Source organism: Cellulomonas sp. ES6 (assembly GCF_030053835.1).
Lineage (GTDB): Bacteria > Actinomycetota > Actinomycetes > Actinomycetales > Cellulomonadaceae > Cellulomonas.
The window spans coordinates 3602099-3628413 of sequence record NZ_CP125655.1 but is presented as its reverse complement, the minus strand read 5'-3'; the positions used below and the strand labels follow the sequence as shown (position 1 = coordinate 3628413).

Genomic DNA, 26315 nt, shown 5'->3' with positions numbered 1-26315 from the left:
GGGGCCCGAGCGGAGATGCTAGACCGCGCGGGCCTCGTCGGCGAGGAGGACGGGGATGCCGTCGCGCACCGGGTACGCCAGCGGCCGGTCCGGGTCGGTCGAGACGAGCTCGGGCTCGCCTCCGGGGCCGACGCCGTCGACGAGCGTCGCGCCCGTCACCGGGCAGCGCAGCAGCTCGCGCACCCAGGGCGCCAGGCCGGTCGTGTCCGCCACGTCTCAGCCCTCCTGCCGGACCAGAGCGAGCACGTCGTCGCGCACCTTCTCCATGACGTCCTCGTCCGCCGCCTCGACGTTGAGCCGCAGCAGCGGCTCGGTGTTCGACGCGCGCAGGTTGAACCACCACTGCGGCTGGCCGTCCCAGTGCGAGACCGTCAGGCCGTCGAGCTCGTCGACCGTGACCGGCCCGGCGCCCTGCTGCGTCACGTACGCCTCGACCACGCGGGCGCGGGCGGCGGCGACGTCGGCCACCCGGGAGTTGATCTCCCCGGACGCACTGTAGGGCTGGTACTGCTCGGCGAGCGCCGACAGCGGGTGCGGCTGGCCGCCCAGCGCCGCGAGGACGTGTAGCGCCGCCAGCATGCCGGTGTCCGCGAAGAAGAAGTCACGGAAGTAGTAGTGCGCGGAGTGCTCGCCGCCGAACACCGCCTGCGACTCGGCCATCTGCGCCTTGATGAACGAGTGGCCGACCCGGGTGCGGACGGCCTTCGCGCCGGCGGCCGTCACCAGGTCCGGGACCACCATCGACGTGATGAGGTTGTGGATCACCGTGGGCGTGCGGCCCTCGGCCTTCTCCCGCTCGATCTCGCGCAGGCCCACGAGCGCCGTGATCGCCGACGGGCTGACCGGGTCGCCGTTCTCGTCGACGACGAAGCAGCGGTCGGCGTCGCCGTCGAACGCCAGGCCGATGTCCGCGCCGTGCTCGACGACGGCCTTCTGCAGGTCGCGCAGGTTCTCCGGCTCCAGCGGGTTCGCCTCGTGGTTGGGGAACGTCCCGTCCAGCTCGAAGTACAGCGGCACGACCTCGAGCGGCAGCTCCGGCAGGCCCGCGCCGGTGCCGAGCACCGCGGGGGCCGTGAAGCCGCCCATGCCGTTGCCGGCGTCCACCACGACCTTCAGCGGCCGGATGCCCGACAGGTCGACCAGGCCGCGCAGGAACGCCGCGTAGTCGGCGAGGAGGTCCTGCTCGGTGACCTCGCCGCGCTGCCCGGCGTCGGCCGGGACGCCGTCGCGCAGGTACCGGGCCGCGAGGTCCCGCACGGCCGCGAGGCCCGTGTCCTGGCCGACGGGACGCGCGCCCGCCCGGCAGAGCTTGATGCCGTTGTACTCCGCCGGGTTGTGGCTCGCGGTGAACATGGCACCGGGGACGTCCAGCCGGCCGGAGGCGAAGTACAGGCCGTCCGTCGAGCACAGGCCGATGCGGACCACGTCGACGCCGCGGCCCGCGAGGCCGTCGGCGAACGCGCCGACCAGCTCGGGCCCCGACGGGCGCATGTCGTTGCCGACCACCACGCGGGGCCGGGCGCCCTCGCGCACCTCGGGCAGCACGACGACCTCGGCGAACGCCGCGCCGATGGCGCGCGCCACGTCGGCGTTCAGCTGGTCGGGGACCGTGCCCCGCACGTCGTAGGCCTTGATGAGGCCGGTCAGGTCAGGCAGCGCGGGCGTCTCGGGCACGACGGTCACGCTATCCCATCGCCGCCTGCCGTCCCACGACCCTGAGGCCGTCGTCCACGCCGCGCCGGGCGGTCAGTCGCGCGCCGAGCGGCGCACCACGTCCTCGCGGGACAGGGACGTGCCGTCGCCGTCGAGCGGGAACCACGCGCGGTGCTCGCAGTCGTGGCAGGACACGAACGTGACGTCGGTGCCGTCCGCGAGCGTCAGGTGCAGCCGGGTCAGGCGGGTCGACGCGCAGACCTCGCAGGAGCCGGTGCCCGGGGCGTGCTCCGCGGCGGCGTGGCTCAGCGAGCCGAGCGGCGTGTCCGTCGCCCGGGCGCGCCGGCCCGGACGCCGTCCCGCGCCACCGCCCCCGGCTGCCGGCACGACCGTCAGTCCTCCTCGCCGCGCAGCACCCGCAGGTGCCCCCGGCGGCGGCCCGGCTCCGGCCCGGCCGGGGACGGCAGCCCGTCCGCCGCGGCCACCGCGGGCTGCGGGGCGGGGCGCCCGGCCTCCCGCACGGCGTCCGCGAGCGCCAGCAGGTCGTCGTGGCTCGGGCCCGTCTCGACGAACTCCGGCGTCAGCCGGACGACCTCCCAGCCGCGCGGTGCCGTCAGGCGCGACGCGTGCTCGGCGCACAGGTCGTAGGAGTGCGGCTCCGCCAGCGTGGCGAGAGGTCCGAGCACGGCCGTCGAGTCGGCGTACACGTACGTCAGGGTGGCGACCGCCGGACGACCGCACGCGGTGCGGGTGCACTGGCGGACGGGTCTCACGGGGTAGACCGTACCGCCGCCCGCGCCCGGGACGCAGGCGCGACCCGCGTTCTCACCCGGATACAGTGCCGGGATGGCACCGACACGGTTCGTCCCCGCGGCCCCGGGCGACCCGGCCGGACCGTCGGGCGGCGCCGGCCCGGTGCGCCGGCGCGACCGCCGCGGCCGCGGCCTGCGGGGGCCGCTGCTGCCCTCGACGCTCCCCGCCCACCGCACCCGCGCCGAGCGGTTCGACGACCTCGTGCTCGACTCGGTGGAGCGCCTCGAGGTCCGCTGGGGCAAGGAGCTCGACGGCGTGGAGTTCGCCGTCGAGGACGTGCCGCCGTCGAACCCGGCGCCCTGGGAGTCCGGCGGCGTGCCGCTGGGCCGGTCGTTCCCCGCGCAGCCGGGCCTGCCGCCGCGGATCGTCGTGTACCGGCGGCCGGTCGAGTCGCGCGCCGCCGACGCGGACGAGCTCGGCGAGCTCACGCACGAGGTGGTCGTGGAGCAGGTGGCGCACCTGCTGGGCCGCTCCCCCGACGAGGTGGACCCCGGTCTCGGGGACGGGCGGTAGCCTGAGCCGGCCATGACGACCCCCGCACCGGACCCCCGCCCGCCCCACGACCCCGGTGCCGGCGACGGCCCCGACCGCCCGGCCGTCCGCGTGGTGTCGGTGGTGTTCCACCCCGGCGACGAGCTCACCGCCTTCACGCGCTCGCTGGCCGACGCGACGACCGCGGACGTCGAGCTGGTGCTCGTGGACAACGGCACCGACCCGGAGGTCGCCGACCGGGTCGCCGCGGCGGCGGGCGGGCGCGTCCTGCGCCCCGGGGCGAACCTCGGCTACGGCGGCGGCGCGAACGCCGGCGCGCGCGGCGCCCACCAGCCCTGGCTCGTGGTCGCGAACCCCGACGTCGTGTGGGAGCCCGGGTCGCTCGACCGGCTGCTCGAGGCCGCCGGCCGGCACCCCGGCGCCGGTGCGTTCGGCCCCGCGCTGCTCAACGAGGACGGCAGCGTGTACCCCTCGGCGCGCGAGCTGCCGTCGCTGACCCAGGGCGCCGGTCACGCGGTGCTGGGCAAGGTCTGGCCGGGCAACCCCTGGACGCGCGCGTACCAGCGGCGCCAGGAGACGGTCGGCGCCGAGCGCGTGGCCGGGTGGCTGTCCGGCGCGTGCCTGCTGCTGCGCCGCGAGGCGTTCGAGGCCGTCGGAGGGTTCGACGAGGACTACTTCATGTTCTTCGAGGACGTCGACCTCGGCGAGCGCCTCGCGCTGGCCGGGTGGGCCAACCTCTACGTGCCGTCGGCGCGCGTCACGCACGTGGGCGGCGTGTCGTGGAAGGCCCGGCCGGCGGCGATGATCTCCGCGCACCACCGGTCCGCCGAGCGCTACCTGCACCGGCGCTACTCCCGGTGGTACCACTGGCCGGTGCGGGTCGCCGTCTCGGCCGGGCTGCGCCTGCGCGAGGCGCTGGAGCTGCGCGCGGCCCGCTGAGCAGGCGGCGGTCCCGGGGCGGTCGGGTCCGGCGGTTCAGTCCAGGCCGACGCGGCGGCCCTCGCGCACCTGCGCCTGCGTCACCGACTCGGAGTCGGTGAGCGGGGAGACGACCGACAGCAGGTTCCCGTCGCCGCGCTCCACCATCGCGACCAGGGCCCAGGCGACGTCCGCGGCGGGGTCGTCCGCGGGCAGCACCTCCACGCCGACGACGTCGTCCGCGAGGTCCGCGACCGGGACGGAGACCGTCGAGCCCACCGGCACCTCGACGTCCTGGTCCGCCACCTCCCCGTCGGCGCGGTGCGCGCGCAGCGTCACCGTCGTGACCGGGCCCGCCGGGGCGTCCTCCTCCGCGTCGGGGTCGGGGCGCTGGCCCTGGGTCGGCTCCGGGCTCGGCGCGGCGGAGGCGCTCGGCGCGGGGCCGTCGCCCGAGCCGACGGCGTCCCCCGTCGGCACCGCGCCGAGCGTCAGGTAGCCGTCGGCCCCCGCGGGGACGGCCACCAGACCGCCGCCGGCCGGCGTCGACGCGCTCCAGGCCCGCTCGAGGCGCGGCTGGTCGTCGAGCTCGCCGGCGTCGCCCTCGCGGGCCAGCGCGGCCGACGCCACGACCGGGGCGTCCGCCTCGACCACGGCGGTGTACGTCCCGGCGGGGAGCCCGCCGAGCGACACGTCGGTGACCTCCCCCGCGGTGAGCTCGAGCCGCTCGGCTCCGGGCAGGACGACGTCCCCGTCCGGGCCCAGCAGGCGCACGGCGGCGGTCGCGCCGCCGTCACCCGGCGCGAGCACGCGCAGCGCCCCGGCCTCGGGGTCGTCGACGTCGGCGGCCGGGACCCGGATGCCCGGGACGAGCTGCGTCGTCGCGGGCGGGGCGCCGGGCGTCACGAGGTCGGTGCCCCGGGGCGTGAACCCGTCGAGCAGCGAGTCCTGGAGGTAGGCCGAGACCTGGCCGCCCGCGGCGGACAGGTGCACCGCGATCCGGCGCTGCTCCGCCGCGACGCCCGGCAGCACGACCACGCGCTGCTCGCCAGGAGCCACGAGCGTGGTCGCGCCGGCGCCGAGGTCCACGGGACCCGACGGGCCCCACAGCTCGACGGTGACCTCGGCGGGCGTGGCGCCGGGGTTCACGACGACGAGGTCCGCGGTGCTCTCCAGCGACGTGCTGCCGCCGACCAGCCACAGGTCGGACGCCGGGCGCGCGCACGACCCGGCAGCGAGCCCGCGCAGGTCGCCGTCGGTCACGCGCGACGACGTCACGCCGGCGACGCGGGCCGGCTCCCCGTCCACGGGGTCGGCCCGCAGCACCACGGGGGCGGGCGGGGAGGACAGCGCCGCCGCCCCGGCCTCGAACGCCGTCGCGTCGCCGCCGAGCGGGGTCAGCGACGCGGAGCCGGACAGCTGCGCGTCGAACGCGGTGACCGACTCGACCGGGGCCACCGGCACGCGGTCGAACTCGGAGTCCCCCGCGCCGTCCTCGTCCGGCAGCCGCAGCGGCCCGGGGCACACCAGCGTCGTCCGGCCGGCGTCCACGGCGACGGCCGCCGGCGGCACCGCGGAGGGCCGGGGCGCGGGCGCGGCGGTCGCGACCGCGACGGCGCCACCGGCCAGGCCGAGCACCACCAGGCCGGACAGGATCCGCACCGTGCGCCCGCCCCGCCGCGCCACCGGGGACGTGACGTGCGTCGTGGTCGTGGTCATCGTCGTCCCGCCCGCCTGCGCCGGACCGGCAGCGCGAGCAGCAGCGCCAGCACGCCGACCACCACCTGCGCGACGGTCCACGCCGTCTCACCGGGGGCGTCGTGCACGACGACGAGCCGCCCGCCCGACGCGCCCACCTCGAAGGTCTGACGCCACCCGTCGTCGACGGCCCGCAGCGGCCGGCCGTCGAGCGTCGCCCGCCAGCCGCGGTCGCTGCGCTCGGCCAGCACGAGCAGCCGGCCCTCGTCGCCGGGCCCGATCCGGGTGTCGACGCGCCCGACGACGCCGGGCTGCGCCGGCACGGCCTCGGCGCCGTCACCCGTCAGCCGCTCGGCGTCGCGGACCGCCCCGGCGTCCGGCACCAGCCGCGCCCACGCGGTGACGGCCGTGCCCGAGGACGCGTCCGCGGAGGGCTGCACCCGCCAGATCACGCCGCTGCGGCCGTCGGTGATCCGCTCCAGGCCGGGCGTCGAGTCCAGGCGACCGATCAGCGACGCGCGGGCCTGCTGGGCCGCCACCTCGCCGGAGCGGTCGGCGGGCAGCGGCGGCACGAGCACGTCCGCCACCGCGAGCGCCGCGAGCTGGGCCGCCACGTCGGTGCTCGAGCCCACCGACAGCCGGCCCACGGCGGCCTGCACCTCGGCGGTGGCCTCGTCGGCCTCCGCCGCCGACGGGTCGCCGAGCGGCCCGTCCAGCCCGGCGGTGCGGGTGGCCGCGGCGTCGTCCAGGACGCGCGGTCCGTCGCCCCGCAGCAGCTGCCACTCGGTGACGCGGCCGTCGTCAGACGGGGACAGCGCGAGCACGCGCGGCGCGTCCTCGGACTGCTGCGTCTGCCGCCCGATGGCCGGGACGACTGCCCGGTCCATGGTGCGCAGCTCCGAGGCGGTGCCGTGCCGGACGTCCAGCGCCCACCCGCCCCAGGCGACCAGCGGCAGCACGACCACGACCGCCGCCACCGCGACCGCCGTGAGCTGCCGCCAGCCGAACGTCGCCCGGCCCAGCCGCGCGCTCAGGCCCCGCGTGCCGACGACCGCGGCCGTGAGGAGCCCCGCGGCGGCGACGGACGCCCCCGCGCCGGCCCACCCGGTCACCGCCGTGCCGTCGTCGTCCCCGACCACGACCCGCACCGCGACCAGGGCCGCTCCGACGCCGACGGCCGCCGTGAACCAGCCCAGGCGCACCGCCCGCGCGTGCGGGGCGCCCCGCAGCAGCGCGAGGAGGGCCAGGAGGGCGATCGCGCCGCCCGGCACCGCCGGCCACCACGCGGCGACCGCGTCGGGCAGCGGCAGCCACGACGGCACGAGCGCGCCCGCGTCCGCGGGCACGCCCAGCAGCGCCGCCGTCGCCGAGGGCGCCGACGACGCGGTCGGTGCGCCCGGGTCGGCGAGCAGCAGCCGCACGCCCTCGGTGCCCCGAGAGACGGCGGCGGCGAGGGTCGGGCCGAGCAGGACCAGCGCGGGCACGGCCGCCAGCACGACGCGCCCCCGGCGGCCCGCCGGGGAGCACGCGGCGACGACCAGCAGCACGAGCACGCCGGGCAGCAGCAGGGACGGTGCACCCGCCGCGACGGCGGCGAAGGCGAGCGACGCGGCGGCGGCGGCCGCGATCGAGCCGGACGGCCGGGCGGGGGGCGGGACGGCGTCGCCGTCGGGCACGCGGGAGGCGGCGTCGGGGGTGCCGGCGGCGCGTCCCCCGTCCGCGGCGTCCTCGTCCGCGGCCCCGGCGTCGCGCTCCGCCCCGGGAGCATCCCCGTCCACCGGGGCCGTCACGGACTCGGGGCCGCGGCTGCCGCTCGCCGCCACCGTCGGCGTGCCGCGCACCGGGGTCGGCGCGTCCCCGCCGGCGAGGTCCTCCCGCCCCGGGCGCTCGGCCTGGCCGCGGCCCACCCGGCCCGGACCGTCGTCCTCGTGCCCGTCCGCGTCGTCGCCCGCGTCCGCCGCGCCGTGCCCGCCGGCCCGCGCCCACGCCTCGGGGTCCGGCCACTCGTCCGCCCCGGGGTCGGCGCCCGGGCGCGGTGCCTCGGCGCCCCGGGCGGCCGTGGCGACCCCCGGCAGCACGACGTCGACCTGCTGCACGCCGACCGCCCGGGCCAGCGCGAGCACGAGCCACGGCAGCGCCACGTGCACCAGCACGGCCCCCACGCGCCCCTGACCGGCGGCGAGCAGCAGGCTCGGCAGCGCCGCCCAGACGACGGCGGCCCACGCCCGCACGCCGACGGACCGCGTCGCCGCGCCGGCGGCGAACCACGCGCCGAGCCCGGCGAGCAGCACGGAGCCGAGCAGCAGCACCGTGACGGCGACCGCGAGGCTGCCCCCGGCGAGCGCCGTGCCGGGCAGCAGCGCGGTCAGCAGCGCGTCCGCCGGACCGGGGTTGCCCAGCCCGCCCGCGACCCAGGTGCTCGTCGTCGCGTCCCAGACGTCGCCGAGGCCGGAGGCGGCGCTGACGAGCGCCCCGCCCACCAGCGTCTGGCCCCCGAGCGCCCGGGTGACCAGCGGGCCGAACGCGACGGCGGTGACCGCCACGAGCACCACCGCGAGCGCACCGAGCACGGCACGTCGGCGCACCGCGAGGGCCGCGAGCTCGCGCAGCTCGAGCTCCGAGGGCGCCCGCACGACGCGGCGGGCCTCCGCCCGCGTGAGGCGCCGGTCGCGCCACTGGCGCCACACGGTGCGGGCGTCGGCCTGCAGCGGGCGCAGCGTCCGCCGCGGCAGGCGCCGCGTGCGGCGGGCCTGCCGGCGCGCCCGCACCACGGCGGCGGGGCGGCCGAGGGCGCGCAGCGGGGCGGCGACCTCGGCGGCGGCGAGCACGGGTTCCTTGCCGGCGATGCGCACCAGCACCCGGACCGCGCCGGCGAGGACGGCCATCACGGCGACGAGCGGCAGGAGCGGCAGCGGCGCCCAGACCAGGCGCTGGTGCAGCAGGGCGGTGCGCCGGGCGGCGTACGAGCGGCGCGGGTCGGCGTTGTCGGGCTCCCCGTCCGCGTCGAGGTCCACGACCTGGGCGACGTCGGTGCCCGGGTCGCGCAGCGCGTGGTAGCCGGCCTGGGCGTGCCGGACCACGGCGGCGGGCACGACCACGACCCGGTGGCCCGCGAGCCGCGCACGACGGCACAGGTCCAGCCCGTCGCCGAACGGGCCCAGGGCGGGGTCGGTGCCGCGCAGGTCCTCCCAGACGTCGCGCCGCACGAGCGCGCCGACCAGCCCGACGCCCAGCACGTCCTCGCGCCCGTCGTGCTGGCCCTGGTCGACCTCCCCGGGCTCGACGTCCACCGTCCGGCGACCGGACAGCGACGTGCGCACGCCGACCTCGAGCAGCCGCGCCGGCGCGGTCCAGGTGCGCTGCTTCACGCCGGCGACGGCCACCGAGGGGGCGGCCTCGACGGCCCGGACCAGCTCGGCCAGCGCGGTGGGGTCGGGCGCGGAGTCGTCGTGGAGCAGCCACAGCCAGCGCGGGGCGCCGGCGCGCTCGGCCGCGACCACCGCACGCACCGCGTCGCCGAAGGTCCGCGCGCCGGTGGCGGTCAGGACGGTGGTGCTGCCGGCGGGCAGGCCGGCGTCGCGGACGGTCGCCGCGAGGGCGGGGTCGGGGCGGTCGCCGGCGTCGACGACCAGGACGCGGGCGGGCGCTCGCACCTGCGCGGCCAGCGCGCGCAGCGAGGTCGCCAGGAAGCCGGTGACGCCGTGGGTCACGAGCACCGCCGTCACGGGCGCCGGTGCGGCCAGCGACCCGGTGGCGGGCGCGGGGGCGTCCGGCGCGGTGGTGCTCACGACGTCAGCACCCCCGCGAGGCGGGGGTCAGACCACACGCCGCTTGAGCTTGCGCCGCTCGCGCTCGGAGAGCCCGCCCCAGATGCCGAAGCGCTCGTCGTGCTCCAGCGCGTACTCCAGGCACTCGCCCCGCACCTCGCAGCCGGAGCAGACCTTCTTGGCCTCGCGGGTCGAGCCGCCCTTCTCGGGGAAGAACGCCTCGGGGTCGGTCTGGGCGCACAGCGCGCGCTCCTGCCAGCCCATGATGCCGTCGTCCTCGGGCGCGCCGAACAGCGGCAGGACGCTCGCGAGCGCCGGGTCCTGGCGGGGAGCCTCGGCTCCGGCGTCGGACGGGAAGGGTCCCTCGTCATCGAGCAGACTCCACATGTGTGCCTCCCCCGTCGTGCTCGGTGATCAGTGGTCAGCGGCTGCCGCAGCACGGGCCGTTCCAGGGAATTACACGCGTGTCGTTCGGCGTAGTCAAGCGGAAGAGTGCTATTGGCGGACTCTGCGGGCGATTTGTCCGGTTGAGCGTCGTCGTGCGGCACCTAGGCTGCCGTCCGTGCCCACGACTCCCCCGCCGAGCCCCCGCCGGCCCGCCACCGTCGCCGCCGCGCTGTCCGCGCTGCTCACCGAGCCGGGCCGCCCCCGCGTCACGTGGTACGGGCCCGCCGGGGAGCGCATCGAGCTCTCCGGGGCCGTGCTCGACAACTGGGTGAGCAAGACCACCAACCTCCTCGTCGAGGAGCTGGACGCCGGACCGGGCACGACGGTGCGGGTCGACCTGCCGCCGCACTGGCGCTCGGTGGTGTGGACGCTCGCCGCCTGGCGCGTCGGCGCGACGGTCCTGCCGCCCGGCGCCCCGGACGGCGACGTCGTCGTGACCGACCGCCCGGACGCCGCCGCGCCGCGGGGCGCCGCGGTGGTCGCCGTCGCGCTGCCCGCGCTGGCGCGCCGGTTCGACGGCGGCCTGCCGCCCGGTGCGCTCGACGCGGCGGCCTCGGTCATGACGTACGGCGACGTCGTCGGCTGGGCGCCGGAGGTCGAGCCGCAGCGGGAGGCCCTCGCCGGCGTGCCGGGCGGGGAGGTGCGGCACGCGGACCTGCTCGAGCGGGCGGCGGGCGCGGCCGCGCGGGACGGCGCCGCGGGGGCCCGCGTGCTGCTCGAGGTCGGCGACGACCGGGCGGCCACGCCGTCGGCCGCCCTCGCGGTGCTGGGCGTGCTGGCGGGGGGCGGGTCGGTGGTGCTGCTGCGCCCCGAGGCCGGCGACGACGCCGCGCGGGCGGACCGGGTGGCGGCGACGGAGCGCGTCACCGCCCGGCTCTGACACCCGTCAGCCCGCCGGGGCCACCGTCCCGTCCTCCTGCACGAGCCCGACCCACACCTCGCTCCAGGTGGTGTCCACCTCGCGGGGCGGTCCGGTGAGGGTGCGGCCCAGCGTCTGCGACCACGTGCCGCCGACCGACGCGGACGGGGGCACGGACCACGGGTAGTCCGCGGCGTCGAACGACAGCGCCGCGACCGGTCCCCCGCCCCACGCGTCGCGGATCGCCGCGAGGTCGGCCGCCGACGGCGGTTCGAGCAGCTCGACCACCTCGACGTCGCACAGCACCCGCAGCGTCGCCAGGTACCGGAACGGGCTGGAGTGCGTCCACACGACGCGGTCCACGCCGAGGTCGTCCAGCGCGTCGCAGACCGCGTGCGCCTGCGTGGCACGGCCGGAGAGCTCGACGACGCCCGCCCCGGGACGCCACGTGGTCAGGGGGAACGCCACGACGGCGACGGCCAGGACGCCCGCGACGACGCGGCGGCCCCGCACCACGGCGCGCGACGGCGCCCCGCGGGCGGCCCGCACCGCGGGACCACGCGGCCGGGCCGCCCCCGCGAGCGCCGCGAGCGCGCACGTCGCCGCGACCAGCAGCCCCGGGAACGTCGCCGGGACGAGGCGCCGCACGGCCCACACCTGGTCCGGCGTGATGCTCACGCGCACCAGCGGGAACACCGCCGCGACACCGACCACCGCCACCACCAGCGCGGCTCCCGCGTCCCGGCGCGCCACGGCCCGGCGCGCGAGCAGCGCCAACCCCGCGAACCCCAGCACCACCACCGGGACACCCAGGTACCACGACACCCACGCGAGCGAGCGCTCGTCGTAGGAGCGCGACGGGTCGACCGGCTCCCCCGCCGCCTGCTGCAGGACGCTCACCGCGTAGCCGTACCCGCTCCCCGGGTCCGTGTGGTGCGCCTGCCACCACAGCGGCCGGGACGCCAGCACCACGCCGAGGGCCACCACGGCGACGGCCGCGACCGTCCCCAGCGGCCGGCGGCGGGCGTGCACCGCGCCCCGCACCCGCGCGAGCAGGCGGCCCGGCGCCAGCAGCACGGCGACCGCCACCGCGACGAGGACCGCGGTCGCGACCAGCAGCGCCGTCACGCGCCCCGCCCGCTCCCCGACGTAGTCCGGGCTGAGCACGAGCACGTCCACCAGGCCGAGGGCCACGGCCGCCGACGCCGCGGCCAGGGCGGCGACCCCGCCCCGGGCGGCCGCCCGCCGGTCCCGCGCGCCGAGCGGCGTCGCGCCGACGACGGCCACGCCCACCGCGAGCCCCGCCACGGCGACCGCCCCGTCGATCCGGGCCGTCCCGACGGCCCCCACCAGCAGCCCCGCGAGCGCCCAGCGCGCCCCGGCCCGGCGCCCGCCGGCCTGCCACGTGCCGAGCGCCACCGCGAGGCCGCCGCAGAGCAGCGCCACGGTGAGCGGCTCGGTGTAGGCCGCCCGCGTGAGCACCAGGTAGGGCAGGCTCAGACCCAGGGCGGCCACCGGCAGCAGGGCCCAGCCCGGGCCGACCAGCCGTCGCGCGAGCGCGAACACCGCGACCAGGCCCACGGCCCCGATCGTCACGTTCCCCGCGAGCACCGCGCGCTCGCCGCCGGCCCAGCCCTGGACCGCGAGCAGCGCGGGCAGCATCGAGCTGCCCTGGGCGTGGAGCGCGCCGCCGTGCAGCGCGAACGCCTCCGTCGCCGCGCTCGCGCCGGGCACCGCGGCCGCGGCGGCCTGCGCCGCGCCGACCGGGACCGGCGCGGACGGGTGGTCCGTGAGCCACAGCGCCTTCAGCGTGAGGAAGCCGGGGTCGCGGTTCACCACGACGTACTCCGCCACGGCGCGCAGGCCGAGCACCACCCAGCCGGTCACGAGCACCGCGAGCCCGCCGAGGGCCAGCAGCTGCCCCCGGGTCGCCGGCGGGGGCGGCGGGACGAGGCGCCACGTGGCGGCGGCGAGCAGCGCCGCGAGCGGCAGCACCACCACCGGTGTGGCCCGTCCGGCGAGCACCGCGAGCAGCGCCGCCAGGCCCACGGCCAGCAGCAGCACCGGGAGCCGGTCGGGCAGGCCCAGCAGCACGCGCGCCGCCCGGGCCGCGCCGCGGGGCGCCGGCACGCGCACCTCGCTCACGGCGTCAGGGGACGTCGGCCTGCACCAGCGTGCCGCCGCCCCGCACGGTCAGCTCGCCGTCGGAGGCCGGCACGAACGCCGCCTGCCCGCGCGTGAGCTCGAGCTGCCCGTCGGCCGTGGAGGACACCGTGAGCCGGCCCTCGAGGCAGAGCAGCACGCGCGGCCCGCGCCCCGGGAGCGGGTGCGTCTGGCCGTCGGACACCCGCGTGACCGACAGCTCGAAGTCGTCCACCGGCGCGTAGTACACCCGGGTGGCCCCGTGGAACTTCTCGGGGGCGATGCGGATCGGCGGCGCCGCGACGTAGTCGACGTTGCGCAGCAGCTCGTCGACGTCGACGTGCTTGGGCGTGAGCCCGGCGCGCAGCACGTTGTCGGACGACGCCATGATCTCGATGCCGACGCCCTTGAGGTACGCGTGGACGCCGCCGGCCGGGACGAACAGGGCGTCGCCGGGCTGGAGGGTCACGGGGTTGAGCAGGAGCGAGGTCACCACGCCGGGGTCGCCCGGGTAGGCCTCCTGCAGCCGCACGACCGTCCGGTCCGCCCGCGGCGACGGGGAGCCCTCCGCCAGGCGGGCGGCGCACGCGTCGGCCACCTCGCGCACCTCCTCGGGCGTCGGGCGGGTCTCGGGTCGCAGCAGGCGGGTGAACGCCGCCCGGATCCCCGCCGCCGACGGCTGCGCGGCGAGCACCTCGCGCAGGTCCTTGGCGAGCGGGGCGTCGAGCCCGTGGAGCAGCTCGGCCGCACGGCGCGGCGCGCGGAACCCGCACAGGGCCTCGAACCGTGTCAGCGCGTACACGAGCTCGGGCTTGTGGTTGCGGTCCTTGTAGTTCCGGTGGGGGGCGTCCAGCGGGACGCCCGCCGCCTCCTCGCGGGCGAAGCCCTCGCGGGCGCGCTCGACGCGGGGGTGGACCTGGAGCGACAGGGAGGTCTGCGCCGCGATCACCTTGAGCAGGTACGGCAGCCCCGGCCCGAAACGGGCCTCGACGTCGGGCCCGAGCACGGCAGCGGCGTCGGCGGCGATCACCTCGGGCATCGGAGCACCCGGGGTGCCGTCGTCGCGGGTGCACCGCGACGGCGCGCTCGGGTGGGCGCCGAACCACGCCTCGGCGACCGGCTCACCGGTGGCCGGCAGGCCGAGCAGCGTGGGGATCGCCGTCGGCGACCCCCACGCGTACGTCTGGAGGGAGCTGGTCAGTCGGTACAACGCCCTGTCCTCCTGGCTGGCCGGCCGGACCGGCCGAGAGGACCGGTGGCCGCCGATGCTACCCAGCGGCGGCTCAGCCGCGCGCGACCCGCAGGATGACGTCGACCTGGCGCAGCGCCTTCTCGCGCACCGCCGGCAGCGCGGCCGCGAGCTGCTCGCGCACGGCGGCGCGCCGCTCGACGAGCTCCGCGAGCTTCGCGCGGACGCCCTCCTCGGTGGCGGCGTCGTGCCCGAGCGCCCACTCCGCGAGCCCGAACATGTCCAGCACCTCGCGGTACTTGTGGCTCCACCCGATCACCAGGGTCGGGACGCCCGTCGCGAGCGAGGACACCATCGCGTGGAACCGGGACGCCACGAACAGGTCGCAGCGCCCGATGAGGTACCGCAGGCCCTGGGACCCGAGCTCGGCGTCCACGAACAGCACCTTGCTGGTGTCCCGCAGGCGCGCGTAGATCTCGCGGCACAGCGGCAGGTCGTTGTTGTGCGTCTTGTCGGTGTTGCCGCGGGCGCTGTGGGCGACCAGGAACACCGGGCGGCCCAGCTCGCCGGTGATGTGGTCGACCAGGCGGGCCACCTCGCCGACGTAGTCCTCGCCGCGGGCCTCCGCGCCCTTGCGCAGCACCGCGGACGGCGAGACGCCGACGACGTCGCCGCCGTCGAAGAACGACGTGTCCACGGCCTCGCGGGCGCGGGCCGCGTCCTGCTCCGTGACGTCCAGGGTGAACGCCAGGTCGGCGCCCTCCGTCACGTTCGTCAGGCCCAGCCCCTCGAGGTGCTCGTGGGTGACCGCGCCGCGCGAGACGATGGCCGCCATGCGGGGCAGCAGCGCCTTGGCGGCGAACCGGTTGGCCGGCTCGCGGAACGGCCCCATGGCCTGCGCGCACTTGACCACCGGGGTCCCGACGAACAGCGCCGGCAGGATGCTCGCGACGTTGTAGACGAGGAACTTGCCGCGGCCGTCGACGAACGTGATGCCGCCCTGGTCCAGCAGCACGTCCGCGGTCGCGAGCGCCTTGACCTCCGGCACCGCGTCCTGGATGGCCTTGCGCAGCGGCGGCAGCAGCCGGTGCAGCAGCGCCGCGCCGTTGATGAGGACGCCGAGCCGCAGCGGGGAGGCGTCGAGCACCGTCATGTTCCGGTACTCGTTCTGCTGGGCGTCGGAGCGCGGGTACATGCTCAGCAGCACGAAGCGGGCCTCCGGGTCGCGCTCCGACAGCTGCTGCACCCCGCTCTCGAGCATGGCGGCGGCACCCTTGTTGCCCGACAGCGCGGAACCGATCACGGCGTACTTCATGCGGGACGACCTTCCTTGAGGCGGCGCGCGGTCCGCAGGCTGCGGGCCTTCAGCGCGGCGTAGACGAGGGCGACGACACCGTCGCCGACGGTGCTGAGCAGGCGCGCGACGAGCGAGAGCACGATCGCCTGCTCGACGGGCATGTAGCGGGACGCGAGCAGCACCACGACGCCCTCCCGGACGCCGAGGCCGGACGGGACGAAGACCGCCATGATGCCGACGGCGCCCGCGAGCACGTACGCCGCGGCCAGCGGCAGGTACGCGCTCGCCGGGACGTCGAGGAACGACACGGCGATGAGCACGAAGCCGACGCCGTTGAGCACCCGCGGCAGCAGGAACTCGAGCTGGTAGCGCAGGCTGCGCGCCGGGCTGAGGAAGTACTCGTGCGGGACGTCGCGCTTGATGGCCCGCCTGGCCACGAGGTTCAGGCCCCAGCGGAAGACCCGCCGGTCCATGACGAGCAGGAGCGGCACGAGGGCGAGCAGCGCCGGCAGCAGCGCCTGCACGAGGTCGGCCGAGGGGTCGGTGAACGCGTCCGCGAACGCCAGGACCACGACCGCCGGGACGATCGAGCCGATGAGCAGGAACACGTTCTCGTAGACGAACGTGATGACGACCAGGGTGCGCGAGATGCCGCGCCCCGCGCCCCACACCACCTTGTTCGCGACGGAGCCGACCTGGCCGGGGATGTACTTCAGCAGCCAGGACGCGCACTGGACGCGGACCGCCTCGAGCCGGCCGACGTGCACGTCGCCCAGGTGCTCGAGCACCGCGCCCCACAGCAGGCCGGACAGCACGACCGCCGCCGCGAACAGCACCACGGCCGCGACCGTCCAGCCGTTCACGCGGACGTCGATCTCGCGCACCGCGTCCCAGTTGTCGGCGAGCCCCCGGCCGAAGAAGTAGGCGACGACCGCCAGGACGACGACGGTGACGGCCCCGCGGGCGAGGCGCTTACGAGTCAAGGCTGTTGTACGTCCGCAGGACGTCGAGGTCCTTCTTCTGCGAGAACGCGACGAGGCCCTCCGGGTCGGCGTGGCCCACGGCGATCAGCATGATGACGCGCTCGTGCGGCTGCAGGTGCAGGGTCCGCGCCATCTTGCGCTCGAGCGGCTCGAAGTCCGGCCAGTTGATGACGCTCGAGCTCAGGCCCAGCGTCTCGAGCGCGAACATGAAGGACATCGCGGCCAGCGACGCGTCGACGTACGGGACGTGGCGGTCGCGCGGCGAGAAGTACGAGTCCAGCCGGCCCTTGACGACGACGACCGTCGGGATCTGGTGGCCGTAGCCCGCGGCGCCGAACGGGATGGACGCGACCTTGCGCACCTGGTCCGGGTCGTCGAACACGAGGAACTCGTACGGCAGGCGGTTGCAGGCCGTCGGCGCCTGGCGGCCCACGGCCAGCGCCATGTCGACCAGCTCGCGGTCGACCGGCTTGTCGAGGAACCAGCGCACGGAGCGGCGCTGCTTCGCCAGCGCGAGCATCTGGTCGTACGTCACGCCGCTCGACGGGATGGTGCCCTGCGGGTACGGCTTGGTCACGCCGTCCGTCGGCACGGCCCGCACGGACTCGAACACGGCCCGGGCCCGGTCGACCACCGGGTCGGCGACCGTGATGAGGGCGAAGTACTCGGCCAGCACGTCGTGCGCCCACGACAGCTCGCTCGCGTCCAGGGCGGGGGCGTCGTGCGTGCGCTCGACCGCGTGCTGGTAGAACTCGACCGTCTCGAGGATGTAGTCCTTCGCGAACACGTCCCGCCGGGGACGCATGAGGATCCCCTTCTCGAGCCGGTGCACGTTGCGCCGCAGCTCGACGTGCGTGACGCGGTGCCGCCCGAGGTTGCGGTAGTAGGCGCGGCGCCCGGACAGCACCGCCCACTGCTCCCGGTTGAACGTCGCGAGGCCGAGCACCGAGTACACGGTGCTGCCCGCGCGGCTGGAGCCGCCGACCTCGAGCACGGCGCGGGTGGCGCCCTCGTAGGTCTTGCGGATGGCGGGCACCGCGAGCAGCTGCTTGGCGATGCGCTTGAGCTTGGAGATCACGAACGAGGTCCTCGTGGCAGGGCGGTCCGGTGGCTGGTGACGGGCCGCGGGCGCAGGAAGTCTACGGGATGGCGACCCCGGCGGGACCGGGACCTCCGGGCGTCCCGACTAGGCTGTCACGCGCCGCGACCCCTCACGAACCCGGATCCCGATGCGCTCTCGCACGCCCTCGACCGCCCCCGGCCGCCCGGCCTGGCTGCTCTGGCTGGCACGGAACGTCACCGCGCTCGCCGCGTGGGGCAGCGTCCTCGCCTTCACCGCCCTGACCATCGGGCCCGCGCTGGCGGGCCGTGGCGTGTTCCTGGGCACGGACGTCCTGACGCAGCTCGCGCCGTGGCGCGACGCGGTGGGGCTGCACCCGCCGACGAACACGTGGATCGGCGACACGATCGACTCGCAGGTCCCGAAGAACCAGGCCCTCGCGACCGCATTGCGCACGGGGTCGAACCCGTGGTGGAACCCGTACATCATCGGCGGGACCCCGCTGGGGTCGATCCCCGGCACCGGGCTGATGTCCCCGATGTCGTGGGCGTGGTTCCTGGTGCCGGCGAGCTACGCCACGGGCCTGACGAAGCTCATCGAGATCACCGTCGCCGTCGTCGGCATGACCCTCCTGTGCCGCCGGCTCGGCCTGTCGGCCCGGGCCGGAGCCGTGGGCGGGCTGGTCTACGTCGCGAGCGGGTTCATGATCGCGTGGACCAACTGGCAGCACACGCGCGTGGCGGCGCTCATCCCCCTCGCCTTCTGGGCGACGGACCGTCTGCTGATGAGGCGACGGTGGCGCGACACGATCCCGCTGGCCGTGATCGTCGCCGCGATGCTCATGCTCAGCTTCCCGGCGGTCGTCGGGTACGCCGCCTACGCGATCGTCGTCTTCGCGGTCGTCCGCATGGTCGCCGTCCGCGCGCCGCTGCGCACCTGGCTGCGGGCGCTCCTGCTGGGAGGCGCCGCCGGCGCCCTCGGGATCGCGCTGTGCGCGTGGCAGATGCTGCCGTTCATCAACGAGGCGATGACCACCATCGACTTCGAGGCGCGGCAGGCGACCCCCGGCCACCACCTGTGGTGGTCGAGCGTCGCGAGCACGCTGGTCCCGCAGATGATCGGGGACGTCGCGAACCAGACGGAGAGCACCTGGCTGTCCCCGTTCAACCCGGTCGAGTCCTTCTCGTACCTCGGCGCGGGCGCGCTCGTCCTGATCTGCACCGCGGTGCTGGCACGTCCCCGCCGCGGGTCCGGCTGGGTGCCGGCCTACGCGGTCGGCGGCATGCTCGTCGGGGCGTGGCTCGTGTACCAGGGCGGCGCCGCCCTCGGCCTGGTCCAGAACCTGCCGGTGTTCTCCAACAACTTCATCGGCCGCGTCCGGTCCGTCATCGGGTTCTTCGCCGCGCTCGCCGCCGCCATCGGGTTCCAGGCCCTGGTGCGCCGCGCCGACGCGCGCGACGGCACGCCGGGGTCCGACGTCGACGCGCCACCGACCGCGGATGCCGCGAACGCCGCGGACGGCGAGGACGCCGGCACGCCCGCGCCGGCACGCCGCCGCACCGCCACCGTGCTGCTCGTGGTCCGGTGGGTGCTCGTCGTCGTGCTGATCGGCGGCATCGGCCTGCTGGTGGTGCGGGGCCTGGACCTGGTGCCGCCGCACGTGGAGGCGCGGCTGCGGGTCGACGCGCTCGTGGCGGCGACCGCCCTCGCCGGGTCGGGCCTCCTGGTCCTGCTCGCGTTCGCGACCCGGCGCCGGTTCCTCGCGGTGGTCGCGGGCGTCGCACTCCCCCTCGTCGTGATGGCCCAGGCCGTGCCGGTCGCGCGGACCTGGTGGCCGATCTCCGACAAGGAGACGTTCTACCCGGTCACGCAGACGCACCGGTACCTGCTCGACCACATCGGCCACGACCGCTACGCCGCCGCGGGCTGGACGATGTACCCCGCCACGTCGAGCTTCTACGGCCTGCGCGCCGTGACCGGCCACTCGTTCCACCAGCCCGAGTGGAAGGCGCTGCTGCTCGCCGCCGACGAGGACGCCATGGCGACGCGCACGTTCTCGCTGCTCGACTTCCCCGCGATGTCCTCGCCGGTGCTGGACCGGATGGCGGTCCGCTACGCGGTGACCGACCCCCGGGCCGCCCCGGCCGGCACGCCCGAGCCGGCGGCCACCGTCACCCGCGAGCAGGTCGTCCAGGGCGCCGTGCTCTCCGTGCCGGTCACCGGGCCCCTCAGCGGGGTCCAGGTGATCCTCCCCCAGGGGGCGCAGCCGTCGGGCGAGAGCGAGCTCCACGTCCGGGTGCTCGCCGAGGACGGGTCCGTCGTCACGCAGACCTCGCGCCCGCTCCCCGCGACGACGGACCCGTACGGCACCTGGGTCGCCCTCGCGGCCGAGGACGTCGCCCCCGACGCCACCGTCCGGCTCGAGCTGACGGTCGACGGCGTCTCCGAGCTGACCGTGCAGGCCGACGACTCCGGGACGTGGGCGCCGGTCGTCGTGCGACCCGACCCCGACGACGGGCTGACGCTCGTCGACGCCGGGGACGCCACCGTGTACGAGCGCACCACCGCCGCCCCGCGCATCCGCTGGGCCCCCGACGCGGTCGTCGTCACCGACGAGCAGGAGCGCGTCGACCTCATCGCCTCGGGCGACCTGGACCCGTCGACCGTGGTGCTCGAGCACCCCGAGGACGACCAGGACGTGCCCGGTGACGCGCAGGCGGACGTCACGGTGCTGGAGGACGACGGCGGCGTCGTCAGCGCCCGCGTCGACGCGGACGGCGGCGGCTGGCTCGTGTTCGCCGAGGCGGTCCGCACCAAGGGCTGGGGCGTGACCGTCGACGGCGTCGAGCGGACCCTCGTGGACGCGGACGAGGCGATGGGCGCCGTGTACGTCGAGGCGGGCTCCCACGTCGTGCGGTTCAGCTACGACCCGCCCGGCCTGCGCACCGGGGCCGTGCTCTCCGTCACCGCCGGCGGCGTCGTCCTGGTGTCGCTCGTGGTGATCGCGGTGGGGGCGCTGCGGCGCCGTCGCCGGGGCGCCGACGAGGAGGCCGGCGGCGCGCCGGCCCCGGACGGCGCGGAGCCCACCGACGGCGCGGAGCCCACGGAGCGGGCGGACGAGGCGCCCGCCGACGACGCCGGGGCGGCGGGGACCGGTCGCGTCGACGACGCGGGGGCCGACCGTCCGCACGACGCGGGCACCCGCCGCGCGGACGGGGACGGCGCGCCCCCGGCGTGACGGCCACCCGGGCCGCGCCCGCGGGTCGCCCGACGACCTCGCGCGAGGTCGCCCGGGGCGCCCGCGGGCATGCGGCATGATGTCCCGCATGCGCACGGCAAGCCAGGGGACCCTCGACCGTCCGCGCCACGTCGAGGGGGCCGCGTGATCGTCGCCCCGCCTCGCGGGGCGGCCGGCCCCTCCGGGGGTGGCCGCACGGTGGCCGTCGTGGGCAGCGGCGGCTTCATCGGCCGGCGCGCGTGCGCCGCCCTCGAGGAGAACGGCCACCGCGTGCTCGGGTTCGACCGCAGCCGGCCCGTGTCGGGGCCGCGCGGGCTCTCCCCCGAGGTCGCCGCGGCGGACTGGGTCGTGTGGGCGGCGTCGTCGATCAACCCGATGATCGCCGAGAACGACCCCGACCGCGTCGGGCTCGACCTCGAGGCGTTCGACCTGCTCCTCGCCGGGCTCGCCGGGGCCGGGAGCCCCGCCCGCGTGCTCCTGCTCAGCAGCGGCGGCACCGTCTACGACGAGGCCGCGGACCCGCCGTACGCGGAGACGTCGCCCACCCGCCCGCGCAACGCGTACGGGCGCGCCAAGCTCGCGCTCGAGCACCGCCTGCACGACGCCGCGGCGCCCGGGCTCGTGCTCCGCGTCTCCAACGCGTACGGCCCCGGCCAGCCCGTGGCACCCGGCCAGGGCGTCGTCTCGCACTGGCTCCACGCGGTCGCCGGCGGGCAGGACCTGCACGTGTTCGGCGACATGTCGGTGGCGCGCGACTACGTCCACGTCGACGACGTCGTCCGGGCGCTGGTGCTCGCGGTCGAGGCCGGCGCACCCCCGGACGGGGTCCTCAACGTGGGGGCGGGCGAGCCGACGAGCCTGGAGCACCTCCTCGCCACCGTGCGCGCGACGGTCGGCGGGACGCCCGTGGTCGTGCACCACCACCCCTCCCGGTCGTTCGACGCCCGGTCGACGTGGCTGGACTGCCGCAGGGCCGCCGAGACGCTCGGCTGGCGGCCCCTGACGTCGCTCGCCGACGGCATCGCCGGGACCTGGCGGGCCGTCAGCGCGGGGTCGGTCGCACGGGCTGCCGCGCCGGGCGCCGCCGGGCCGCGCTGAGCGTCACGCCACCCCCGCTCCGGTAACCTGCGGGGGCCGGACGGCTGGTCGAGCGACCGCCGTGCGACCAGCCGACGCCCGCCCACCGGCGGGCACCGACCCACCGGGAGCACCCCTCATGACCCTGGACCTCGCCGCCCTCGGCTACCAGCGGCACGGCACGTCACGCCTGTGGGTCCCGGAGGGCACGGACGCCCCCGAGTTCGGCTACAACGACGGCGACGACTACGAGACCTGGGTCGCCACCTCCGTCCGGGACGCCACCGACGTGTCGTCCCTGTCCCGCGAGGTCGAGCGCCACATCCGGGACTGGCCGTCCCGCTACCACCTGAGCCACCAGCGCGCGAACCTGGTGCGCCCCCTCCTCCCCTCCGTCACGGGTCCGGTGCTCGAGGTCGGGGCCGGCATGGGCGCCGTCACGCGCGGTCTCGGCGAGGCCGGGCTCGAGGTCGTCGCGGTGGAGGGCTCGCCGCGCCGCGCCAGCGTGTGCGCGGACCGCTGCCGCGACCTGCCGAACGTGCAGGTGGTGGCGGACACCATCCAGGGGTTCGGGCACCCCCGCCGGTTCCAGACCGTCGTGATGGTCGGCGTCCTGGAGTACTCCCGCGTGTTCGGGTTCGACGCGGGCGACCGTGACCCGGTCGACGTCATGCTCGAGCACATCGTCGGGCTGCTCGAGCCCGACGGCCAGCTCGTCCTCGCGATCGAGAACCAGCTCGGGCTGAAGTACTTCGCGGGCTTCCCCGAGGACCACGTCGGGCGGCGGATGTTCGGGCTCGAGGACCGGTACGCCCCGGACGGCGTCGTCACGTTCGGCCGGGACGAGCTCGCGCGGCGCCTGCGCGGCGCCGGCCTCACGCACCTGGACTGGTACTACCCGTTCCCCGACTACAAGCTGCCGACCACCGTGGTCGCGCACGACGCGCTGGAGCACGACGGGTTCGACGTGCTCCCGCTGGTCGCGGCGACCGGGCACGCCGACCACCAGGAGCCCGCGACGACGGCGATGGACCTGACGCGCGCCTGGGGGCCGGTCGTCCGCAACGGGCTGGTCGCGGACCTGTCCTCCTCGTTCCTCGTCCGCGCCTCCGCGGCCGAGCTGTCGCCCGTCGGCCCGCTCGCCTGGTACTTCGGGTCCTCGGCCCGGCGTCCGGAGTTCGCCAAGGTCACGACGTTCGAGCGCACGGCGGACGGGGTGGAGGTGCGGCGCCGCCGTCCGCTGCCCGACCTCGCCACGACCGTGGCCGGCATCGGGGTGAGGCTCGAGGACGAGCGGTACCTCGGGGGCGCCCCGTGGTCCGCGACGCTCGCCGACCGCCTCGGCCGCGAGGGCTGGCGCGCCGAGGACGTCGCGGAGTGGCTGGGCACCTGGCTCGCGGCGTTCTGCGAGCGGGCCGGCGTCGACCCGGCCGCAGGACCGGAGGCGACCGTCTCCGGCGACCTCCTCGACGCGCTGCCCCGCAACCTGCTGGTGCTGCCGGACGGCCCCCGGTTCATCGACCTGGAGTGGGTCTCCGCGGAGCCGCTGACGCTGGGCTACGCCGTGTTCCGCGCGCTGTACGACTCGCTCGCCTCGCTGGGGCCGGTGGCGGCGCCCGCCGACGGCACGCCGCTGGTGCTGCGGGACGTGCTGGTGGCCGCGGCGGCGGCGCACGGCGTCGCGCTCACGGACGCGGACCTCGCCGCGCACTGGGAGCGCGAGCGGGCGTTCCAGTCGACGGTGCTCGGGGCTCCGGTGGCGACGGACGCCGTGCAGGCGCTCGGCGCCCACCTGCGCGTCCGCACCGACCTGGACGCCGTCATCGCCTCGCACGAGCGCCTGCCCGCCCTGGAGGCGGGCCTGCGGGAGGACGCGCTGCGGCACGCCACGCTGCTCGAGCAGACGCGCGAGGAGCTCGACCGGACCCGCGAGGGCCTCGAGGGCGAGCTCGCGCAGGCCACGGGCGCGGCCGAGGGCCTGGGCGCCGCCGCGCACGCGCTGCGTGCGCAGGTGGAGGACCTGCACCGCAGCACCTCGTGGCGGGTCACGGCACCCCTGCGCGTGACCTCCCGCCAGGCCGCACGGGCCCGGCGGGTCGCGGGGCGCCTGCTGCGCGGGGGCACCCTGCGCGCCGCGGCACCGACGCCGCCGCCCGCCGGCCCGGACGTGACCGCCGACCTGGACCTGGCCTACTACCGCGCCCGGCACCCCGACCTCGCGGGGCTCGACGACGCGCAGCTCACCGCCCACTTCCGCGACCACGGGCACGCCGAGGGCCGGCTGGGCCGGTCGCTCATGAGCACCGCGGACGTCCACGTGCGCCACCTGGACCCGGCGCGCGAGACCGTCCTGCTGGTCCTGCACGAGGCGAGCCGGACCGGTGCGCCCGTCCTGGGCTGGAACCTCGCCCGCGAGCTCGGGGCCCGCCGGGACGTCGTCGTCGTGCTGCTGCGCGGCGGCGAGCTCGCCGACGACCTGCGGCAGGTCGCGGCGGCCACGGTCCGGCTCGACGTCGACCCGGACACGTGGGTGCCGCACGACGCCGAGGCACTGGCGGCCGACCTCGTCTCGCGGTTCCGGCCGTCCTGGGCGCTCGCCAACTCCGCCGCGACGCACGCCCTCGTCCCCGCCCTCGACCGGGCGGGCGTGCCGGTGGTGGCGCTGGTCCACGAGTTCGGCTCGTCGATGCGGCCCGCCGGCGTCCTCGCGGGCATGTTCGCGACCGCCTCGGAGGTGGTGTTCTCCGCGCCGATCGTCGCCGAGTCCATGCGCCGCGAGTACGCCGACCTGCTGGCGCGCGAGCCGCACGTCGTCCCGCAGGGGCAGTCCGAGCTCCCCCCGGGCGCCGCGGACGCACCCGGTGCCCGGCCCACGCCCATCGGGACCGACGGCGTCGACGCCGACCTGCCGGAGCGGGACGCCGCCGAGTACCTCGCCGGGCTGGAGCCGGACGCCGTGCTGGTGCTCGGTGCCGGGACCGTCTCCCCGCGCAAGGGCGTCGAGTTCTTCCTCCAGGCCGCCGACCACGTGCGGCGCACCCGCCCGGACGCCCCCGTGCGGTTCGCCTGGGTGGGCCACCGGATCGGCCCGCTCCAGTGGTACGTCGAGGAGCTGCACGAGCAGCTGCTGCGCAGCGGCGTCGGGGACCGCGTCACGTTCCTGGCCCCCGTGGCCGACCTCGGACCGCTCTTCGAGCGCGCCGACGTGTTCCTCCTCTCCTCCCGCCTCGACCCGCTGCCGAACGTGACCATCGACGCGGCCCTCGCCGGGGTGCCCGTCGTGGCGTTCGACGGCGCGAGCGGGTTCGCCGAGTGGCTCGCGGCCGACCCCCGGCTGTCGGGCCTCGTGGTGCCGCACCTGGACGCCACGGCCGCGGGTGCGCTCGTCCTGGACCTGGCGGACGACCCCGCCCGGCGCCAGGAGCTCGGCCAGGTGCTGCGGTCGGCCGGTCGGCTGGCCTTCGACATGAGCCTGTACGCGGAGCGCCTCGAGGCGCTCGGCGCCGCAGCGCGCGCCCGGCGTGACCAGGAGGCCCGCGACGTCGAGACCATCCGCGGTGCCGGTGCGTTCGACCCCGCGCTGTACACCGACCCGTCCCGCGAGGGGGCCGACCCGGGCACGCTGCTCGCCGAGTACGTGCACCGCTCCGCGCTGACGACCCCGCGGGCGCGCCCGCGGACCGGGCTGCTGGTGCGCCGCCCCGTGCCGGGCTTCCACCCGCTGGCGTACGCGGAGCAGGCGCCCGGGTACGACGAGGCCCGCGACGGCGACCCGCTCGCGGACTTCCTGCGTCGCGGCAGGCCCGCGGGACCCTGGCTGCGCGAGGTGCTGGGCCCCGACGCCGCCGAGGTGCGCGGCGACACCGGCGCCCGCGTGCTGGTCCACGGGCACTTCCACTACCCCGAGCTGGTCGACGACCTGCTGACCCGGCTCGCGCTCAACACGCACCCGGTCCACCTGCACCTGACCACCGGCACCCGCGCCGGCGCCGACCTGCTCGAGCAGCGGGTCGCGCAGTCCGGTCTCCCGAGCTGGGAGGTGGAGGTGGTGCCCAACCGCGGGCGCGACCTCGCCCCGCTGCTGACGGGCATCGGCCGTCGGGCGCTCGACCACGACCTCGTGCTGCACGTGCACGGCAAGAAGAGCCCGCACGTCGACCCGGAGGTCGGCGACCGGTGGCGGACCTTCCTCTACGAGAACCTCGTCGGGGGACGCGAGCCGATGCTGGACGTGATCTGCGCCGCGTTCGCCGACCGGCCCGCGCTCGGCCTGGTCTCGCCGGAGGACCCGCACCTCAACGACTGGGACCTGAACCGGCCGCAGGGCGAGCGGCTGGCGGCGCGCCTCGGCCTCGCGACCCCGCTCACGACCCACTTCGACTTCCCGCTCGGGACGATGTTCTGGGCGCGGACCGAGGCGCTGCGGCCGCTGCTGGAGGCCGGCTTCGACTGGTCGGAGTACCCGGCCGAGCCGCTGCCGATCGACGGCACGGTGCTGCACGCCCTGGAGCGGCTGGTGCCGTTCGTCGTGGCGGACCGCGGGTTCGGGTACGCGAAGTCGGCGGTGCCCGGCATCGTCCGCTGACCTGCGAGGACGCCCGGCCGCGGCGAACGGGTGAAGTCCGGCGTCGTCCGCACGGCGGCGGGACGAAGCGCCCACCTGGGAGCCGGCTGTGCCTCTAGCG

The 26315-nt window shown here is 77.1% G+C and carries 18 protein-coding genes; 6 read left to right on the top strand and 12 right to left on the bottom strand.

The genetic code is table 11. The features are described 5' to 3' along the window. Positions 1 to 18: 18 nt before the first annotated feature. The 4 genes from P9841_RS16840 to P9841_RS16825 all read right to left on the bottom strand — a co-directional run bounded on the left by P9841_RS16840 (position 19) and on the right by P9841_RS16825 (position 2426). Positions 19 to 213, bottom strand: coding sequence for a Trm112 family protein (locus P9841_RS16840; RefSeq protein ID WP_222169956.1), 195 nt, complete (start codon positions 211 to 213; stop codon positions 19 to 21). A 3-nt stretch (positions 214 to 216) separates the two neighbouring features. Further along, positions 217 to 1674 carry a phosphomannomutase/phosphoglucomutase gene (locus tag P9841_RS16835; RefSeq protein ID WP_283319735.1) on the bottom strand — a complete coding sequence of 486 codons (1458 nt, stop codon included), beginning with the start codon at positions 1672 to 1674 and terminating at the stop codon, positions 217 to 219. A gap of 72 nt (positions 1675 to 1746) precedes the next feature. Continuing rightward, complete coding sequence (locus P9841_RS16830) at positions 1747 to 2040, bottom strand: hypothetical protein (RefSeq protein ID WP_283319734.1); 294 nt, start codon at positions 2038 to 2040, stop codon at positions 1747 to 1749. Positions 2041 to 2045: 5 nt separating this feature from the next. Continuing rightward, positions 2046 to 2426 (bottom strand): DUF3499 domain-containing protein, encoded by a 381-nt coding sequence (locus P9841_RS16825; RefSeq protein ID WP_222169958.1) that lies wholly within the window; start codon positions 2424 to 2426, stop codon positions 2046 to 2048. 73 nt (positions 2427 to 2499) lie between these two features. Here P9841_RS16825 and P9841_RS16820 point away from each other — a divergent pair, with 73 nt between their 5' ends. Continuing rightward, positions 2500 to 2979, top strand: coding sequence for a metallopeptidase family protein (locus tag P9841_RS16820; RefSeq protein WP_283319733.1), 480 nt, complete (start codon positions 2500 to 2502; stop codon positions 2977 to 2979). 12 nt (positions 2980 to 2991) lie between these two features. Beyond that, positions 2992 to 3897, top strand: a complete 906-nt coding sequence (locus tag P9841_RS16815) for a glycosyltransferase (RefSeq protein ID WP_283319732.1) — start codon at positions 2992 to 2994, stop codon at positions 3895 to 3897. Positions 3898 to 3933: 36 nt separating this feature from the next. Here P9841_RS16815 and P9841_RS16810 read toward each other — a convergent pair whose 3' ends face one another. Genes P9841_RS16810 through P9841_RS16800 form a run of 3 tightly spaced genes read right to left on the bottom strand, consistent with a single transcriptional unit; the run spans position 3934 to position 9725 of the window. Beyond that, positions 3934 to 5592: a DUF5719 family protein gene (locus P9841_RS16810; protein ID WP_283319731.1), complete on the bottom strand. Its 1659-nt coding sequence runs from the start codon at positions 5590 to 5592 to the stop codon at positions 3934 to 3936. Beyond that, a complete protein-coding gene (locus tag P9841_RS16805; protein WP_283319730.1) occupies positions 5589 to 9359 on the bottom strand; it encodes a glycosyltransferase in 3771 nt (1256 codons plus the stop codon). The genes P9841_RS16810 and P9841_RS16805 overlap by 4 nt, the downstream gene beginning before the upstream one ends. A gap of 27 nt (positions 9360 to 9386) precedes the next feature. After that, a complete protein-coding gene (locus P9841_RS16800; protein ID WP_283319729.1) occupies positions 9387 to 9725 on the bottom strand; it encodes a WhiB family transcriptional regulator in 339 nt (112 codons plus the stop codon). A 175-nt stretch (positions 9726 to 9900) separates the two neighbouring features. Here P9841_RS16800 and P9841_RS16795 point away from each other — a divergent pair, with 175 nt between their 5' ends. After that, positions 9901 to 10665, top strand: a complete 765-nt coding sequence (locus tag P9841_RS16795) for a TIGR03089 family protein (protein WP_283319728.1) — start codon at positions 9901 to 9903, stop codon at positions 10663 to 10665. Between the two features lie 6 nt (positions 10666 to 10671). Here P9841_RS16795 and P9841_RS16790 read toward each other — a convergent pair whose 3' ends face one another. From P9841_RS16790 to P9841_RS16770, 5 genes are all read right to left on the bottom strand, one after another. Beyond that, a complete protein-coding gene (locus tag P9841_RS16790; protein ID WP_283319727.1) occupies positions 10672 to 12789 on the bottom strand; it encodes a hypothetical protein in 2118 nt (705 codons plus the stop codon). Positions 12790 to 12793: 4 nt separating this feature from the next. Next, the gene (gene manA / locus P9841_RS16785; protein ID WP_283319726.1) at positions 12794 to 13996 is read right to left on the bottom strand and encodes a mannose-6-phosphate isomerase, class I; all 1203 of its coding nucleotides are present in this window, start codon (positions 13994 to 13996) and stop codon (positions 12794 to 12796) included. Positions 13997 to 14069: 73 nt separating this feature from the next. Next, on the bottom strand, positions 14070 to 15290 hold the full coding sequence (locus P9841_RS16780) for a polysaccharide pyruvyl transferase family protein (RefSeq protein ID WP_283319725.1): 1221 nt from the start codon (positions 15288 to 15290) through the stop codon (positions 14070 to 14072). Then, complete coding sequence (locus P9841_RS16775; RefSeq protein WP_283319724.1) at positions 15287 to 16255, bottom strand: lysylphosphatidylglycerol synthase domain-containing protein; 969 nt, start codon at positions 16253 to 16255, stop codon at positions 15287 to 15289. Before P9841_RS16775 ends, P9841_RS16780 begins: the two co-directional genes overlap by 4 nt. Continuing rightward, on the bottom strand, positions 16245 to 17333 hold the full coding sequence (locus P9841_RS16770) for a nitroreductase family protein (RefSeq protein ID WP_283319723.1): 1089 nt from the start codon (positions 17331 to 17333) through the stop codon (positions 16245 to 16247). Before P9841_RS16770 ends, P9841_RS16775 begins: the two co-directional genes overlap by 11 nt. Positions 17334 to 17484: 151 nt before the next feature. Here P9841_RS16770 and P9841_RS16765 point away from each other — a divergent pair, with 151 nt between their 5' ends. From P9841_RS16765 to P9841_RS16755, 3 genes are all read left to right on the top strand, one after another. Further along, positions 17485 to 20553 carry a YfhO family protein gene (locus tag P9841_RS16765; protein ID WP_283319722.1) on the top strand — a complete coding sequence of 1023 codons (3069 nt, stop codon included), beginning with the start codon at positions 17485 to 17487 and terminating at the stop codon, positions 20551 to 20553. Positions 20554 to 20751: 198 nt separating this feature from the next. Continuing rightward, positions 20752 to 21651 carry an NAD-dependent epimerase/dehydratase family protein gene (locus tag P9841_RS16760; protein WP_283319721.1) on the top strand — a complete coding sequence of 300 codons (900 nt, stop codon included), beginning with the start codon at positions 20752 to 20754 and terminating at the stop codon, positions 21649 to 21651. A gap of 118 nt (positions 21652 to 21769) precedes the next feature. Further along, positions 21770 to 26215 carry a rhamnan synthesis F family protein gene (locus tag P9841_RS16755; protein WP_283319720.1) on the top strand — a complete coding sequence of 1482 codons (4446 nt, stop codon included), beginning with the start codon at positions 21770 to 21772 and terminating at the stop codon, positions 26213 to 26215. Positions 26216 to 26315 lie beyond the last annotated feature (100 nt).

What these genes read in the sequence shown, in the direction of transcription:
- P9841_RS16820 (WP_283319733.1), top strand. Translation starts at nt 2,500, where the DNA reads ATGGCACCGACACGGTTCGTCCCCGCGGCCCCGGGCGACCCGGCCGGA.
- P9841_RS16815 (WP_283319732.1), top strand. Translation starts at nt 2,992, where the DNA reads ATGACGACCCCCGCACCGGACCCCCGCCCGCCCCACGACCCCGGTGCC.
- P9841_RS16810 (WP_283319731.1), bottom strand. Translation starts at nt 5,592, where the DNA reads ATGACCACGACCACGACGCACGTCACGTCCCCGGTGGCGCGGCGGGGC.
- P9841_RS16800 (WP_283319729.1), bottom strand. Translation starts at nt 9,725, where the DNA reads ATGTGGAGTCTGCTCGATGACGAGGGACCCTTCCCGTCCGACGCCGGA.
- P9841_RS16780 (WP_283319725.1), bottom strand. Translation starts at nt 15,290, where the DNA reads ATGAAGTACGCCGTGATCGGTTCCGCGCTGTCGGGCAACAAGGGTGCC.
- P9841_RS16765 (WP_283319722.1), top strand. Translation starts at nt 17,485, where the DNA reads ATGCGCTCTCGCACGCCCTCGACCGCCCCCGGCCGCCCGGCCTGGCTG.
- P9841_RS16755 (WP_283319720.1), top strand. Translation starts at nt 21,770, where the DNA reads ATGACCCTGGACCTCGCCGCCCTCGGCTACCAGCGGCACGGCACGTCA.